We start from the raw sequence: 17,240 nt of genomic DNA, 5'->3' as shown, positions 1-17,240 counted from the left end.
TACTTTGAAAAGTTTTATCTCATGAAATATTTTAGTCCTATTAAAAATGGGAATATTTCTGTGGTGCAAAAGTAAGAAAATAAATAGAGATTAGTGAAACTGCTTAATTTTAATATTTTAAAATATAATAATATTAGCCTCACGAAATAGAATAGTAGAAGTCCATATATTGCCGTACTTAACCAAATCGGTGGTATGTCTCCTATAAAAAGGTAAATTAGGATAGAACTAAAAAATAAAATCATTAAGAAAAATAGATTGATATTAAGCATTTCCTTTATGTAGAAAGCCGAAATTTTCCCATTTCCAAATAGATTAGAGGCAATGGCTACTACCACAATTTTCAAAATTAAGCCCAAAGCAACTATTCCAAAAATTTTTAAATATTCTAATATTCCATTCGGGTCAATTCCTAAAAAATCCATACCCTTACCTAAACTCAAAAAATATATGAATCCGGAAGTAAGAAAAGTATAAAATCCAGCAAAGACCAAATTATCTTGATCCATAATTCTAACCCTCGATTGATCACCTTCATTTAAGCGAAAAGTGAAAATTTTACTTAATGATAATATATTTATATAACGCTTATCATAATTAATCTTTATAATGGCCATGATGGAGGATGCTACTATTCCTAATATCAATAGAAAATTATCCACAATCCAGTTCGTTTCCCTATTCTCATTATGTAGTCTATAATACTCATCATTATCGGAAGATTTTTTAATAGAATAAATTCCATAATTCAGTTTTTGAACATCATCAGCTAAATTCAAAAACGCAGTTTCATTTTGATTATTCGCAAACGAGTATTTCAAAAATCCTTTTGAAGATTTTTTAATGAGGGTATCTCCAATAAATAAGTATATTTCAGCATCAGTTTTAGCTTCTAGATAGGTTGGGGAAGCATAATTAATATTTAATTTAATTTGCCTTACACTATCCATCGACCATTGAGTTGAGTTCAATAAAGTGTCTCTATAATGCCAAACGCGAATTTCTTGCTCAGAAGTAGCTTGAAAATTTTCCTTTGCTGAATTATCTTGACTGCAAGAAATTAACAAAAATATATATAAGAGGAATACAAACCTTTGCATTAATACAAGATGATTTAATCCATTATTTCTAAAAAACTGCAATATAGCCAAAATGCACTTTCCCTTGAGAAAAATCCGGCATATTTCCTGCTTGTTCGCCTAATGCATAAATTATTCTGAACCATCCATTATTACTTTTAATATCAAGGCCTGCTCCCGTGCTAAAAACCCATCCAATATTGGATTGTAAATTCGCAAAATCAGTCAACAAAAAGAAACTTGATTTTTGGTCAAGAAAGTATCTATAATTCAAATTTATTAATCCAAAATATCGAGTGTAGAAAAAATTCCGGTCAAACCCTCTCAGATTTTGCAATCCACCTAAGCGTAATAAGTCATTTTGAGAAAGAGCAGGATTTTGAATAGCAGCGTATTGAGGAATAGCTTCTATTAAAAATCTTCTACCCAATACCTTTTGTAAATGAAATTTAAATCCTCCTCTGATAGTATTGCTGTTTTCTGGCACATTCTGCCATGCTGCTGGTAATCCAGAGAAATTGGTTATTTGTTTATTTCCTACACTTAAATTTAGCTGCGCAAAAGTATAATCTTTTAACTGTGGGTAAGTCAATGGTATTTTCCATTTAGTATTTATCATAACTGCATTAATAGATGAACTTCTCAGCGGATTTATATCAGATAAATCTATCTCAGAAAAATCTCTAAGCACATTACTATTTAATCGCTGGTAGGATATTTCTAGGCTTACGGATTTCCTTAGGGAATATTGAGTACCTAATTGAAAATCAGTTTGGAGAAACGTACTGTCTTCTTGTAGCAACTCAAAGCCAAAATTAATACCTAAAGGACTTTTAAAAGCATTCAATTGGTGAATTCTAGTATTTAGAAATTGAGAATTAGTTGAATATTTTTGCCAAAACACATCCATTGCAATTCCTCTTTTAAATAAATTCCGCAAGCGCGCGTCTACCTGACCAGTGAAATTCGTGCGAGAACCTTCGGGTATTATTCCAATTAGAGCATCAAATTGATTGGTTTTCTCAGGCTTCACATCTAGCGTAATCATTGCTTTATTATTAGCAAAAGACAAGGCAGGTTTAGTGGATAAGCTTATAAATTCCAATTGCTCAATCTTATCTGAGATATTTCTAAATGCTTGAATATTGAATGGCTCACCATATTTTAAACCTAAATAATTACTTAAATAGGACTGATTTACAGCTTGACTATCTCTTTTTATTAAGAGAGAATCATATGAAATATAATTTTGAGGAAGGATCTTTACCTTAGCATCGATTTTATTTTCCGTAAGATTATCAATGAATAAATTGGCTTTAGCCAAAGGATATCCATTTTCGTGATATTTCAACTTTACATATTCTGTCAATACTTCATTTAACTGATACTGATTGGCAATTTTTCCTACTAATTTTTCAATCTCTGGAATTTCTGAAAGTACTTTAAATTCCTCAACGGCAATAGTACTCCAAAAATAAGGTCTCCCTTTCTCTATTAAAAAGTTATTTTCAGCATCAATTTTAACTTGAGCTTCCCAGTAGCCCGATTTAATTAAGGAATCTTGCAGTTCTCTTTTATGTTGAAAAATACTATCAGATGGGATTTGAGCAAATGAAAACAAATAACCCCAGAAATATAGAAGAGGTAGTAGCAGGTACTTCTGTAAAATTCGAGCTAAGTTTGCATTAATTTTGGCAGGCATATACATACATATTCCCTTTTGTAAGCAGGCATGCTTCTACTGTGACTTTCATTTTTCTACCAATATGGTGATTAAAAACGAAATGGTGGAAGCAATCTGCAAAGAAATTACTCTTCAGCAAGATTATCTGGATAAAGAGCCAATCGAATCCATCTATTTTGGTGGTGGTACTCCTTCCGTGTTAGAGGAAAATCATTTAAAGTCTATTTTAAATAAACTCCGGCAGCATTATAAAATTTCATCAGATGCCGAAATTACTTTTGAAGCCAATCCTGATGACATCACGCCTGAAAAATTGAAGATGTTATTTCAAAACGGTATCAATAGATTAAGCGTGGGCATCCAATCTTTTGATGAAGATATTCTGAAATGGATGAATAGGGCGCACGATAGTAAAGAAGCTTTTCAGTGTTTGGAATGGATTAAAGAAAGTGAGTTTAATAACTTCAGTTTGGATTTGATTTATGGAATTCCTATTTCTACGCATGAAATCTGGGAAAAGGATTTAAAGACTTTGGTTGATTTCCAGCCTCCACATATTTCTTCCTATTGTCTGACTATTGAGCCTGATACTGTTTTTGGAAGATGGCAACAAAAAGGGAAACTAAATGAAGCTTCGGAAGATTATGCTTCGGAACAATTTCTTCATTTATCAGGATATCTAAAAAAAGCTGATTATGAACATTATGAAGTTTCCAACTTTGCCAAGGAGGGTTTTCATTCCAAACACAACAGCAGTTATTGGCAGCAAAAGCCTTATTTAGGAATCGGCCCATCTGCGCATTCCTATGATGGCAAAAACAGGCAATTCAACATTTCTAATAATGCTAAATACATGAAAGCCCTTAAGAAAAATGAAATCCCAGCTGAGATGGATATTTTATCTGCAGAAGATCGCATCAATGAATATTTGATGACTTCGTTACGAACTTCAGCGGGTTGCAATCTTCAATATCTGAAAAACGAATTGAATTATGATTTAATAAAAAATGCAAAACCTCAAATTGAACAATGGAAAAGTTCAGGGCTTTGTATTTTAGAAAGTGATAATTTAAAACTAACTTTAAAAGGTAGGCTTTTGGCTGATAAGTTGGCTTCCGATTTGTTTTTAGTAAACTAGTTACAAAAAAAGGATTCTGGATTGTTTTAAATTACAGTCTTACTTTTCCTATTTTTCTTATGCCTCAAGAAATTAATTGATTGAAAAATTAATTTCCTTTTGTATTGATTTAGAAATAGTATTTCCATTGCTCTGAAAACTAAATTGTAAATCTAGGGAAGTAGTATAAATTCCTTGAGTTAAGGAATCATTATCAAAATTATAATTGCACAAAATGCTGGGGTAATTCTCAGATTCACCTTCTTTTGGTATCCAAGGCAAAGTCACATAGAAGGTCTCATCTGAATTGATTGGATAACCTCCGATAAATTCGCAGCCTGCATTTTTAAAAGGTTTACCAAAACTTAAAGGTTCGGAATTTTCATTCAACTCCGTAGTCGAAAATACTTTAAAAATATTCTCGTCACTTAAATTGTGAGAAACTAAGTAAGTATCATCATTTGAATTATTGATTATTTGAAGATTGAATATAGGTTGAGTGCTATTTTTAAATTCAGTGGTAATAATGCCTTCTTGATTTATTAGATTAAATTTCAGCTCTATACGATCTTGATGAATTTCTTCAGATGTACAATTAAGAAATAGAAAGGATGAGAAACAGATTAAAAAAATTGCTTTCATAAGTCAATAAACGTTTATTAAAATCAATTTAAAAAAATCAAATTTAACTTACTAATCATAAAGACACTATTCTCATGAGATGGCTCATTGACCGGAAGCAGAAAAGCCCGCTATAAAAGTACAGGGACCTAAGGGACCCCTATCGTGGGCGACTTTAGAATTTAAAGACTCATCAAATCCTTAAACTTTGTGGCTTGTCTTCGACTTACTTCTACTTTTTCTCCGCCTTTTAATTTTACCATTAAGCCACCATTGAACCAGGTTTCAATTTCATCTATCCATTCCAAATTGATAATATGCTTTCTGCTCACTCTGAAGAAATGTTTATTATCCAATTTTTCATCCAAGGCATTAAGTGATTTATGAATCATTGGCTTATTTTTATCAAAATAAACTTTGATATAATTTCCATCAGACTCGAATAAACGAACATCTTTCAACTTTACAAACCAGCAATTATCACCATCCTTGACAAAAACCTGATCGTTAACGGTCAGTTGATTACCACTTTTTTGTTTTTCTGCCTGGGCTTCTACCTCTTTTCTAATTTTACTAACTGATTCTGTCAGCCTCTTGGGTTCTATTGGTTTTAAAAGATAATCTAACGCATTAAATTCAAAAGCTTTCAATGCATATTCATCATAAGCAGTTGTGAAAATAACTTTTGGAGTTTTTTCCAAGGTTTCTAATAGCTCAAAACCGGTCCTTCCGGGCATTTGTATATCTAAAAAGATAAGGTCTGGGTTAAGCCTATCAATCATTTCTTCTGCTTCATCTGCATTAGCTGCCTCTCCTAATATTTCAATATCTTTATATTCAGCTAATAAATTACTCAATTCCTTGCGAGCCAACCTTTCATCATCAATAATTAATACCTTCATATTTATAATTTAAAATTTTTAATAACTGATTTGTGGAATCTTCAAAGTGGTTAAAACCAATCCTTCTTGCTCATTTTTGATACTAAATGATGCGTCTTTATCAAAGATTAGTTTTAATCGTTGCTTTGTGTTTTCTAAGCCAAAACCTTTACGGCTTCTTCTCTTGTCTAACTTAAAATTCCCTGAATTTCTGATACAGATATTTAAACACTTTTTTTCATCTACTTGAGTTTCTATCGATAACTTTCCACCGTAAGTTAAATTAGAAATACCATGCTTAATTCCATTTTCCACTAAAGTTTGAATCATTAATGGTGGCACTTGATATCTGTAAGAGTCAGGATGAATCACAAACTCTGTTGTCAGCCTTTCTTCATATCTTATTTTTTCCAAAGCCAAAAAGTCGATCACCGTATTCAACTCATCATTAAAGTTAATCAATCTTTTCTTATCCAATATTAAGGAGTTTCTGAGAATATTGGATAACTGTGTAATGGAATTTTTTGCTTTGGCTGGATCTTCATCTACCAAAGCACGCACACTATTTAATGCGTTAAATATGAAATGTGGGTTAAGTTGAGATTTAAGATTATTTAACTCAATTTCATTCATAGCTGCATCAAACTTCAGCGAGCGATTATAATTTTCCACATAATGATACATAAAGTAAACTAAAGACCAGAGAAAATATAAAATTAAGTTGGCAAGAATACTAAGAAAAATTACGATTGGATTAAGATCGAAAGCTGGATCCAACAGCCCTAGAATTGAAGATATACTAAATAGAAACCCGTAATTAATTATACTCAAAATCAAACAGGCAATTATTACCCGCACCACAAGTTTCTGGATGATGATTTTTAGCCAACCATTTCTAATGATAAAATTCCTGTAAAGATGGGTAATGGTAATATAAAAAGGCACTAAAATGAGCTGACCTATAGCTTGCTCTGTTGAAAGGCGCTCTCCAAGATATGCCAAATAGATGTTAAGCAACCCATAAGCCGTCCAACCTATAATTTGCAAAGTCCAATAGAGTAGCTTTTTATTCATCTCACTAAAAAAATATTTAATTCATATTTACTATAACACAAAAGAAGCTCCTTTTCAGAGATTTAGAAAACCGTCTGTCAAATCTAAACTCTTTAAACCTTCTCTTTTTGACTTTTTACTTTCGGTATGAATGGTCTAATGATTAAACGCGTCCCTCTATCGTATGTAAAATAATTCCAAATCCAGTTGCTAAGAATCACAATTTTATTTCGGAATCCAACAATTGAAATTAGATGCACGAACATCCAAATAAACCAAGCAAAAAACCCACCAAAATGCAAGTTTTTGGGCAGATCAACAACTGCCTTATTACGGCCAACTGTTGCCATACTTCCTTTGTCTAAATATTTGAAAGGCTTTTGTTCTTTTCCTTTTAAGGAAGCCAAAATATTTTTTGCAAGTCTTTCTCCTTGTTGCATGGCTACTGGCGCAAGCATTGGATGTCCTTTAGGGAAATCTTTCGTTTCCATTAACGCGATATCCCCAACGGCATATATATTTTGTGTACCTTCTACTAAATTAAAATGATTTACTCTATATCTACTGTTTTTCACACTTTGTTCTGAAAGGCCATCAATTACATTTCCCATAACACCTGCTCCCCAAAGAAGCGTAGCAGCAGGAATAGTTTCTCCATTACTAAATACCACTTTCTCTCCATCGTAACTATTGACCATCGTATTCAACTTCACCTCTACATCAAATTTCTTGAGATATTCTTGTGATTTTTTATCTGCAAAATCTGACATACCACCTAACAGTCTACCCATTCCTTCCACCAAGTAAATATTTAATCTGCTAAAATCTAAATCAGGATAATCATTAGGCAAAACATGTTTTTTAAGTTCGCCTAATGCACCAGCTAATTCAACTCCTGTAGGGCCACCACCTACAATTACAATATTCATTAAACGTTCAATCTTTTCCTCATCAGAACTTAAAACTGCCTCTTCAAAATTTTGCAAAATATGACTTCTGAAGTCCAACGCCTGTGGGATTTGCTTCAATGGAAATGCCTTCTCAAATTTATCGCTTTGTCCAAAGAAATTAGTTTTTGAACCAGCCGCTATTATCAAATAGTCATAATAAAGTTCCCCGACATTACTGTACACTTTACTTTCCTCATGGTCGATTTTAGAAACGGTAGCCATCCTAAAATATATATTCTTATGGTTCTCTAGCAGTTTTCTCAATGGCTCAGCTATAGAATCAGGTTCAAGTCCTGCTGTTGCAACCTGATAAAGTAAGGGTTGAAAAGTATGATAATTATGCCTATCCAGTAGCACCACTTGCACATCTTGTCCAGCGAATTTTTTTGCCATGGTGATACCCGCAAATCCTCCACCAATTATTACAATTCTCTTTGTTTTGATATTGGGAATTTTAAAAGAATTAGGCTTATCCATAAATGATTGTTTTAAAAAAAAAGTAGCTACATTATTAACTCTTCCAAAATTATTTGGTTTTATCGGTTAAGTTGCCCTCAAATTAGTAGTATCGGTCTAATATTCTTACATAATTAAATTAAATTTTGATTTAATATTTCGCTATAAAAAAGTACAACAAACATTCTTGGAGTTGTACAAGATCCAATTAGACTTTCAATCTTAATTATCAGTTTAAACCATCTAAATCAATAAAGAATTTAGGATTAAGAATTTCAGTACAATTTTTAAAGATGTGTAAATAAAAAAAGAAAAATATAGAAAATCATAAATAATTGATAATCAATTATTTATTTAATTTTAGTTTTCTTTAAAGCCCAGGTTTAAATCAAAAAATAATCTTAATCCAATCGCTCATAAATTGAATTTAAAATCTTAACAGCTGATTCTAAACCTAATTTTCTAATTATATATCGAATAAACACAAAATTTTATATCGTACAATCTTTTATTGTTTTATTACATATTTCTTACACATAAAGTACGTCTACCAAATAATATTTTAATTTTTACGTGCAACTTTTCGTAATTATTCTGCGTCAAGCATACAAAAGAACCTAAAACAAAATATTATGAAAAAGGTAATTATAACTTTATCGATGATTCTTGCATTCGGCAGTGCGTTTGCAAATGAAAAGAAACTGTCTAGTGATGAAAAACTAATTAAAGAAGTAAAGGCTGAAATGGAAGAGCCAATATTTTTTATAACAGATATAGAGCAAAAAGCCGATGTGTTAATTTATAACATTGACGGCCAGCTATTACATAGCTTTCAAAAGGATAAAATCGACTATATCGCCATGAGAAATGTTGACTTAATTATGGAAACTAAAACACAAAAAATATTTATTAAAGTAAAGGAACTAAATCCTACTATTTAAGCTTAGTAGATTATAGTTTAATTCATAGTGAATGGTTGATGTTTTGGTAAGTGAAAGCCTCCATACTGAGAAGTAGGAGGCTTTTCTTTTCAATTGTAATAAAGTTAGTTTAATTTTCTTCAGCTACTGAATCGAGCAATCTAAGTGCATTTGGTCCCAAATGCTTGGCAATAATTTTTCTATAACTAGGGCTATTTCTGTAATTTTCAGTTAAAAATTCCTTAAACGGTTTATCCCAATCACTATTTTTTGGCATTAAAATGCCGAATTCCTCTGCAGTTTGGTCTCCAGCAGGATGTCTTTTAATAGGCTTATTAGATTGTACTGCTTCCAAATAGTAAGTGAAATCAATACTGATAAAATAATTTGGATCTCTTGCAATCATCACCATTCCCTCATCAAAGTAATTAACATATTCAATCTTTAATGAAGGAAAATGCTTATTCTTAATTTTCATAATTTGTTTTTCATTTGTTGTCCCTTTTATTGTGATAGCGGTTTTACCAGCAAACACATCAGAAATATTAGAGATATCATTTAAAGTAGGAACAGATTCGTTAGAAAGCAACATGGCAATATTGGTGATATAAGGCGGACTAAAATTATATTCCTTTTTACGTTTAGCGGTGATTGTTGTATTACTCAATCCAAATACACCATTAGTAGAATTCTTTACGGCCTGTAAATAATCTGTGAAGTTATTGGCGTGTTTCTTCTCCATTTTAGAATTCACTGTAATACCATACTTATCTAGCAAAAAGAATTCGAAATCACTCATTATATCTACACATACTCCCGTAACTTCACCACCAATATTAGCAGCAAAGCCTGGTGCCTCTGAATAAACATAGGTTAAGTTGGCTGTTTTACTCTGCTTTGCCTTTGCAAAAGTGTCTCCCGAAAATTGCGCTTGTGCATTAAAGCCCATAATTATCGCAGAAAACATCAAAAATGAATTGAAAAGTAGGTTTTTCATAGTTTCTATTTTATGTCTAATTTGAAAAGTAATTAAAGCAACTTGAAATAAGAAGCAATTTTCTGTAAAACAAGTACTTTTATCGACTAAATAAAATTTATAAAAGAATGAATACGTAAATCATGAACTTATATCGTACTAAATATAACTATTTTAATATTACATCATTTTTAATGAAATAGCATAAAAAAAGCGCAGTCTCATGTGAAACTGCGCTTTCTTTACTAAAATCTTGATTTTTAAGTATCAATAGAACCCATTACCCTTTTCATAAAACCATTCAATGCTTCTTTTTTGGGGATTCCAGCTCTCACTTCTTTTTGAACTTCCAATGCCCCAGAGAAATTAGATAATAGTTCACCAATCACTTCTAACTCTTCGTCTTTTATACCTTTTGCTTCAATTAAGTCCTCAAGCAATTCCATGCTTTCTACAACATAATCTTCATCATTTTTCTCAATGAACTCTACTATATGCTTAATTATTGGTAACCTCATTTAATAAATCTGTTATGATACTTGGTTTATTTCCTGAAATTGAATTTACTAATTTACCATTTTTAAAACCTGCGAAGGTTGGCAAATTTTTAACTTCTGCCAAAGATCTTGAATTAGGCAATTTTTCAGCATCAACATAAACAAACTTTATATTTTCATTCTCTCCTGCCAATCTTTTAAACTTAGGCTTAGTAATTTTACAATTTCCGCACCATGTAGCTCCATATTGCACCATTACCAATTCATTTCCATCAACTATTTCTTTTAAATTATCTTCTGCTAATTCTATCATTTTCAAATTCGTTTAAATCTTATTGTATCTGAACCACAAATTTACGAATAGGTTGCGATTAGTTAAATTGATTGTTTACATACTAGTATAGATAAAATCTATACTGGAGTCTCCAATTTATAATTGCTCGTATATCCTATTAAAGGAAGTTGTTTTACTTATATAAGATTCCAACTCGCTTATTGGCATTCTTTCCTGCTCTGTAGTATCTCTGTGACGGATGGTAACCGTTTCATCTTCTAGGGTTTGATGGTCAATTGCAATACAATAAGGGGTTCCTATTAAATCCTGGCGAGTATAGCGCTTTCCAATCGATGCAGCTTCTTCATAAACAACATTGAAAGACCCTTGTAATGATTTATAAATCTCCTGACCTTTTTCTGCTAATCCGTCTTTTTTGGTTAAAGGAAGAATAGCTGCTTTCACAGGAGCCAACGCAGGATGCAACTTCAAGTAGGTTCTAGTTTTTACATTATCTCCTTCTCCTACTTCTTCATTTTTATAGGCATTACAAAACAGCATCAAAAACAATCTATCGCAACCAACAGATGTTTCTACTACAAAAGGAATATAATTCTTTCCGACTTCAGGATCAAAATACTGTAATTTCTTTTTGGAAACTTCCTGATGACTTCTCAAATCAAAATCAGTTCGACTATGGATTCCTTCTACTTCTTTAAAGCCAAATGGAAATTTGTATTCAACATCTACGGCTGCATTTGCGTAATGTGCTAATTTTTCATGTTTGTGTAGACGTAAATCTTCTTCTGCTATTCCAATTGCTTTATGCCATTTTAAACGCATATCTCTCCATTTTTCATACCAGCCAATTTCTTCACCTGGACGTACGAAAAACTGCATTTCCATTTGTTCAAATTCACGCATCCTGAAAATAAATTGACGCGCTACAATTTCATTTCGGAAAGCTTTTCCTATTTGAGCAATCCCAAATGGTACTTTCATTCTGGCAGTTTTTTGAACATTCAAGAAATTTACAAAAATACCCTGAGCAGTTTCAGGCCTTAAATAAATTTTACCTGAACCATCTGCTACACTGCCAATTTGTGTCGAGAACATTAAATTAAACTGACGAACCTCTGTCCAATTTGCTGTTCCTGAAATTGGACATTTGATATCTTCCGCTATAATCAATTCTCTTACCGCATCTAAATCTTCCGCCTCCAGTAGTTGACCTGTTTTTTTCAAGAGCGCATCAGCTTTCTCCTGCTCACCTGCATTTTCATATTCTGCAGCTTTTTCCTCTAACAAAACATCCGCTCTATATCTTTTTTTGGAATCTTTATTGTCAATCATCGGATCGTTGAAACTCTCAATGTGACCTGATGCTTTCCAAGTATCAGAATGCATAAAAATAGCAGAATCTAAGCCTACAATATCGTCATTGAAGCGAGTCATGGTATTCCACCATAATTCTTTTATATTTTTCTTTAATTCTGCTCCGTAGGGTCCGTAATCATATACAGCCTGCAAACCTTCATAAATTTCACTAGAAGGATATACAAAACCATATTCCTTCGCGTGAGCAACTATATCTCTAAAAAGTGTATTTTCCGTAGTCAATTCTTTCTTTGCCATGCCGCAAAGATAAATTAAATAGAACCTATTAGGCAATTACAAGAGGAAATTTTACAACCAATTGACCATCACCCAAATGGCTACTATCTTTCATGTAAAAGATTACAAGAGAATTTAAGATTTAGGTAATTTGATAAGGAAAGTAGTCCCTTCACCTTTCACAGATTCCAGATTTATGGTCCCACCTAATCGCTCTACCATATCTTTTACGATATATAAGCCTAAACCTGAACCTTTAGAATTTTCTGAAGCTCTGAAAAACATATCGAAAATCCTGGACTGTGCTTCTAAGGGGATACCTTGGCCATTATCAATCACCTTAATGACAACATTTTCCCCGAAATCCTCGGTCTGCACTGCTACATATTTTCCTGGATGATTATGACGATGATACTTAATAGCATTATCTACCAAATTATTGAGGATAACACCAAGTCTGCTTTGATCTGTCTGTAAAACTGTTTCTGGATCAACCCTCATTCTGAAATCAATACCGGCTGAAAGTTCTCTGTATCTTGTATTTTCAAAGGTTTCCTTAACCAGGTCAAAAAGTTTTACATCTTGTTTTACAATCTCTGTTCGAGTATTGCGAGCAAAACTGATAATTTCGTCAATAAACGTATATAACTTTTTCACCCGGTTTTTCATCATTCCGAGTAATTGTTTAAGCTCCTGACTATCCTCTGTAGTATCACCAATGTTTATTAAACCTTGAATTGAGTTTAGTGGGGCTCTTAAATCATGTGAAACACTATATACAAATCTATCTAGCTCTGCATTAGTGTGTTCTAAAAGCTGATTTTTCTCCTTGATTTCTTCTTCTCTGAGCTTTTTATCTGTGATATCTACTAAAGAGCCCACCATTCTTACCGGTTTTTCATCATGAGACCATTTTGCCTGGCCCGACCCTTGAAACCAACGATAGCTTCCATCTTTGCATTTTAATCTGTACTCAACAGAAAAAGGTTCTTTGTTTTGAAGATGACGTTTGAAGTCTTGTACTAATCGAGGATAATCAGATTTTTCAGCTAATAAATTTTTAAAACTATGTTGATCTGGTGAAAATTCTTTTGGGTTATAACCTAATAATTCATACAATTTTGGGGACCACCATTGTTGGTCTTTATTGATGTTTTCCCAATCCCAAATACCAGCATTTGTACCCTCCACAGCTAATCGAAAACGTTCTTCGCTTTCTTTCAGCTTTCGCTCCTGTTCCAAAATCTTTTGTTCAGATTTATATTGAAGTTTTACCTGAAAATAAATTACTATCGTAAGTCCTAGAAATGTAAACAAATAATTTAAGAAGTAAATTTTATCTTCTTTAGCTTCACTAATAGTATCAACTGAAATGATTTTATAAGTGGTAAATTCACTGACAACAAAACATGCGAATGCTATAAATCCATAAAACAACCAAATTTTCACTTTCTTATAACCAAACAAGGTTATTGAAGCTACTAAAATCGGGAATAAGTAGAGTTGCGAACCATAATATTTCCCCTCATTTGACATAAAAATGAAGACGAAAAATATAGCTATAAGTAATAGACTATGTTTGGACAATTCGTATTTGCCAAATCGGTTGAGTACAAATCCAAAAACACCTCCAAAGATACCTACCATGAAGGATGGAGTTAAGGAAATATCCCAGAGAAATACATTTAATAATCCGTTAACTGTACTTATTACGGTCAAAATTAGGCAGCAAACTCCTACTAATAAAGCTTTACGATAGTCTGCTTCTGATTCAATGCGGGCACCTTCACCCAATATAATATTTCGAAAAGTGAATTTTTTCATACTGATAATCAGTAAATATACTTGTTTTCCGAAATATCTTTAATTAATCAAGAGGTTGTGAATAAATGCAAATGTATTATTTATCTCAATTTTAAAGATTTAGTTGTGGGTTTCCTCTGTTATTCCTCTTAAAAAGGATTTAATCAAAAAACAATGATGTAATAAATCACATATAATTTATTTTAACTTTTGCAGCATAAAAGTACCCATACTATGCCGATTCTGAACTACAACTTCCTTGAAAGGCTCTATCAACTCCATATTACGTTCTTTCATATTTTGGACAAATACTTCTGCATTTATGATGTATCTTATTTGTTCATTGGGTAGCAGATACAAGTTTTCATCTATTAGAAGTTGATCCTGAGGCAAATATTGGTCTGTCATTGTTCGTATAAAGATTTTACCACTTGGGGCTAATACACGAAGAAGTTCATAAATCATCGAATTAAAATGTTCAGCATTTCTAGCAAAATGCAATACCGCACTGCAAATGACCACATCAAAAGTATTGTCAGGAAAAAGAATCTTTTCCATTTTCATGACTTGAAATCTGGCCTCGATATTATCTATTTTAGATTGTTTGGCGTACAATCTTAAAAAATCAATGGCTTCCGAGTTTTGATCAAATCCGAAAACATTCATATTATTTTTCAGACAAAAAATTATATTTCGACCTTCACCAGAGCCTGCATCCAATATTTTGGCTTTATCGGGCAAATATCCCTTTAAAATAAAATCAAGCCAATAAAGATCTATATTACCTAATTCATTATTTAGTTGTTTCCAGTCCATTTTTATATTGGCTGTAAGATTTTTCAAAAGCTATTTTACCTAATTCTACAAGCTCATTGCTTTTATAAAATTCAAATGTACCGCAGGAATTTCTGGAAATCTGAACTAACATATCAGGCTTGATTATTTCCATTTGCAAATTGGTCATTTTTTCCTGCATCAAATCAATAGACCTATTGAGCAAATCAAAATAACCGAATTTTTTGGGGATTGTCGAGGAGTCTTTTGTATTGTAATAAGGTAGAAAGTTTTTAATACGCGTTGTAAAATCCTCTAAAAACTGCTTGTTTTTTTCATCTTGTTGAACTTCTTCTGCGGTAACGGCTATTTTTTTTTCAAAAGGCACCGCTGCGTTTACATCTACAGCGATTAAAATATCCCCTTTAGTTCGTTTCACTCTATCTAATGGAATAGGATTTAAAACACCTCCATCCACAATTTCTTCATTTTCATGATAAATTGGGGTCATTACGGTCGGAATGGCACAAGAAGCACGCAGAGCATCCATCAAATTTCCTTCTGAAAAAAGCACTTCATTTGAAGTTCTAATATTAGAAGCAACCGCAGTGAATGGTATTGAAAAATCTTCAATGTTAAACTCGCCTAAAAGCTTTCTCATTTCCTTAAATACTTTTTCTCCTCTTACGATTCCCTGAAAGCTAAGCGTAAAATCTAATAATTTGAAAACATCAATTTTATCGAAATGAGTGACCCATTCTTTATACTCCTGCATTTTACCAGCAGCATATAATCCACCAATTACAGCTCCCATACTAGAACCAGAAATTGAAGAAATTTCAAAGCCATTTTCTTCTAGGGCTTCAATAACACCGATGTGTGCAACACCTCTAGCGCCACCGCTGCCTAAAACTAAGGCTACTTTTTGCTTCATCAATTTAAAAATTTAGCTGATCGGCAAGTTAGGAAAATTAGGAATTAGAATACAAAATTAAATAGACTGATTGATTTGAACTGAACTATTAAAAAAAATAAAACACTAATTTACCCCTATATCTAATTGATAACCAGTCTTTTGTTTTTAATATGCCCCATAATTATATCGGCATGAACTCTGCTATTTTCAATAAACCATTTGTTAGTTTCCATTCCACCACAAATTACGCCTGCTAAATAAATTCCCTCTACGTTGGTTTCCATGGTTTTAGCATCATATACAGGAGCAAATGGGGCTTCGTCTCTTTTTTCAACTCCCATATTATTTAATAATTCATAATTAGGTTCGTAGCCCGTCATAGCCAACACAAAATCATTTTCAATGGTAATGTTTTCTTCGGGAGTTTTGATATCGATCTCATTTTCTCTAATAGCCTTTAGTTCACTATCAAAATACGCTTTTATACTCCCTTCTTTAATTCTATTTTCTATATCTGGCTTCACCCAATATTTTACTGTTTCACGAATTTTTTCTTCTCGAATCACCATGGTGACCTCCTTTGCTCCTTTTCTGAAACATTCCAAAGCAGCATCCACTGCAGAATTCGCAGCTCCTACTACTGCCAGTTTCATATCAAAATAAGGGTGTGCTTCTTTATAATAGTGAGTAACTTTAGGTAAATCTTCACCTGGAATTCCCAGTTTATGTGGTAAATCATAAAAACCTGTAGCCACAATAATATTCTCAGCTTGAACATCAAATTTGTCAGTATTCACCTTAAAACCATTTTCATTTTTCTCTACTTTATTCACGGTATTGTAAAGCGATGTATTCAATTTATGAGAACTCGTAACTCTTCTATAATATTCTAAAGCTTCCATTCTGGTCGGCTTCGGATTATGAGAGATAAATGGAACTCCACCAATTTCTAATTTATCGGAAGTACTAAAAAATGTCATGCTAAAAGGATAGTGATAAAGTGAATTTACCAATGTGCCTTTGTCAACTATTAAATAGGATAACCCTATTGATCTTGCCTTTATACCACATGCAAGACCTATCGGACCAGCTCCAATTATTAAAACATCTATATTTTGCATCTAATTAATATCTTGAGTTGTAATCAATACCTATTTAATACGAGAAGTGGGGCGAAGGTTTTGAGAATTCGGGATTTTATGAAATTTAAGAAGCTTGGAAACTACACAAACCTGTCAGTTTATCTAACTTTTAAGCTAGTCAGTGAGCTACCAGCTAGGGTAGAATGGCCTCAATGCTATTAAGTTACGCTATATTCCAAACAGTTTTTCGCTTAAGCGAAAAACTGTTTGTTTTCCCTGCCTGCTGCAGACAGGTTTTGCCTCTCGTATGTTTTGTAGTTTAAAGTAACCTTTCCTTATTATTCTATTAACAGTGGTAAATTGCTACCACGACATGTTCCGTATTCATCGGGAAAAGAAGCAAGAGCACACAAAAGAAAAATAACCTTGGTTTTTTTTGAATTGCAGTGAAACATGACCTTCAAAGCCTAACACAATACCATTATGGCTGACCCCATGGTTGGTTAAACACCCACCATTTTTCTAACCAAACTTGTGAAATTA

At 32.6% G+C, this 17,240-nt stretch carries 16 protein-coding genes; 2 read left to right on the top strand and 14 right to left on the bottom strand.

Annotation, left to right across the window (positions count from 1 at the left end):
• Positions 1-14: 14 nt before the first annotated feature.
• On the bottom strand, positions 15-1,100 hold the full coding sequence (locus VFM92_RS14630) for a DUF4271 domain-containing protein (RefSeq protein ID WP_325122974.1): 1,086 nt from the start codon (positions 1,098-1,100) through the stop codon (positions 15-17).
• 28 nt (positions 1,101-1,128) lie between these two features.
• A complete protein-coding gene (locus VFM92_RS14625; protein ID WP_325122973.1) occupies positions 1,129-2,781 on the bottom strand; it encodes a hypothetical protein in 1,653 nt (550 codons plus the stop codon).
• Between VFM92_RS14625 and hemW the strand changes: the two genes are divergently transcribed.
• Positions 2,771-3,901: a radical SAM family heme chaperone HemW gene (gene hemW / locus VFM92_RS14620; protein ID WP_325122972.1), complete on the top strand. Its 1,131-nt coding sequence runs from the start codon at positions 2,771-2,773 to the stop codon at positions 3,899-3,901. The two genes, VFM92_RS14625 and hemW, sit on opposite strands and share 11 nt — an antisense overlap.
• A gap of 72 nt (positions 3,902-3,973) precedes the next feature.
• Here the strand turns inward: hemW and VFM92_RS14615 are convergent, their stop codons facing one another.
• The 4 genes from VFM92_RS14615 to VFM92_RS14600 all read right to left on the bottom strand — a co-directional run bounded on the left by VFM92_RS14615 (position 3,974) and on the right by VFM92_RS14600 (position 7,862).
• Positions 3,974-4,522: a hypothetical protein gene (locus tag VFM92_RS14615; RefSeq protein ID WP_325122971.1), complete on the bottom strand. Its 549-nt coding sequence runs from the start codon at positions 4,520-4,522 to the stop codon at positions 3,974-3,976.
• Positions 4,523-4,683: 161 nt separating this feature from the next.
• Complete coding sequence (locus VFM92_RS14610) at positions 4,684-5,403, bottom strand: LytR/AlgR family response regulator transcription factor (RefSeq protein WP_325122970.1); 720 nt, start codon at positions 5,401-5,403, stop codon at positions 4,684-4,686.
• An 18-nt stretch (positions 5,404-5,421) separates the two neighbouring features.
• Entirely contained in the window at positions 5,422-6,456 is a 1,035-nt protein-coding gene (locus tag VFM92_RS14605) for a sensor histidine kinase (protein WP_325122969.1), read from the bottom strand.
• A gap of 92 nt (positions 6,457-6,548) precedes the next feature.
• On the bottom strand, positions 6,549-7,862 hold the full coding sequence (locus tag VFM92_RS14600) for an NAD(P)/FAD-dependent oxidoreductase (RefSeq protein ID WP_325122968.1): 1,314 nt from the start codon (positions 7,860-7,862) through the stop codon (positions 6,549-6,551).
• A 611-nt stretch (positions 7,863-8,473) separates the two neighbouring features.
• Here VFM92_RS14600 and VFM92_RS14595 point away from each other — a divergent pair.
• Positions 8,474-8,782, top strand: a complete 309-nt coding sequence (locus tag VFM92_RS14595) for a hypothetical protein (RefSeq protein ID WP_325122967.1) — start codon at positions 8,474-8,476, stop codon at positions 8,780-8,782.
• 109 nt (positions 8,783-8,891) lie between these two features.
• Here the strand turns inward: VFM92_RS14595 and VFM92_RS14590 are convergent, their stop codons facing one another.
• The 8 genes from VFM92_RS14590 to VFM92_RS14555 all read right to left on the bottom strand — a co-directional run bounded on the left by VFM92_RS14590 (position 8,892) and on the right by VFM92_RS14555 (position 16,736).
• Complete coding sequence (locus VFM92_RS14590; protein WP_325122966.1) at positions 8,892-9,758, bottom strand: ABC transporter substrate-binding protein; 867 nt, start codon at positions 9,756-9,758, stop codon at positions 8,892-8,894.
• 239 nt (positions 9,759-9,997) lie between these two features.
• Positions 9,998-10,255 (bottom strand): DUF6952 family protein, encoded by a 258-nt coding sequence (locus VFM92_RS14585; protein ID WP_325122965.1) that lies wholly within the window; start codon positions 10,253-10,255, stop codon positions 9,998-10,000.
• Positions 10,236-10,547, bottom strand: coding sequence for a thioredoxin family protein (locus VFM92_RS14580; RefSeq protein ID WP_325122964.1), 312 nt, complete (start codon positions 10,545-10,547; stop codon positions 10,236-10,238). The genes VFM92_RS14585 and VFM92_RS14580 overlap by 20 nt, the downstream gene beginning before the upstream one ends.
• 117 nt (positions 10,548-10,664) lie before the next feature.
• Positions 10,665-12,143 (bottom strand): glycine--tRNA ligase, encoded by a 1,479-nt coding sequence (locus tag VFM92_RS14575; RefSeq protein ID WP_325122963.1) that lies wholly within the window; start codon positions 12,141-12,143, stop codon positions 10,665-10,667.
• Positions 12,144-12,257: 114 nt separating this feature from the next.
• Positions 12,258-13,946 carry a PAS domain-containing sensor histidine kinase gene (locus tag VFM92_RS14570; protein ID WP_325122962.1) on the bottom strand — a complete coding sequence of 563 codons (1,689 nt, stop codon included), beginning with the start codon at positions 13,944-13,946 and terminating at the stop codon, positions 12,258-12,260.
• A 177-nt stretch (positions 13,947-14,123) separates the two neighbouring features.
• Positions 14,124-14,741 (bottom strand): class I SAM-dependent methyltransferase, encoded by a 618-nt coding sequence (locus tag VFM92_RS14565; protein ID WP_325122961.1) that lies wholly within the window; start codon positions 14,739-14,741, stop codon positions 14,124-14,126.
• Positions 14,719-15,633 carry a patatin-like phospholipase family protein gene (locus tag VFM92_RS14560; RefSeq protein ID WP_325122960.1) on the bottom strand — a complete coding sequence of 305 codons (915 nt, stop codon included), beginning with the start codon at positions 15,631-15,633 and terminating at the stop codon, positions 14,719-14,721. The genes VFM92_RS14565 and VFM92_RS14560 overlap by 23 nt, the downstream gene beginning before the upstream one ends.
• A gap of 122 nt (positions 15,634-15,755) precedes the next feature.
• Positions 15,756-16,736 (bottom strand): YpdA family putative bacillithiol disulfide reductase, encoded by a 981-nt coding sequence (locus tag VFM92_RS14555; protein ID WP_325122959.1) that lies wholly within the window; start codon positions 16,734-16,736, stop codon positions 15,756-15,758.
• Between the last annotated feature and the right edge of the window lie 504 nt (positions 16,737-17,240).

This window comes from Marivirga sp. (assembly GCF_035704835.1).
Taxonomy (GTDB): domain Bacteria; phylum Bacteroidota; class Bacteroidia; order Cytophagales; family Cyclobacteriaceae; genus Marivirga.
This window is presented reverse-complemented; position numbering and strand designations above follow the sequence as displayed.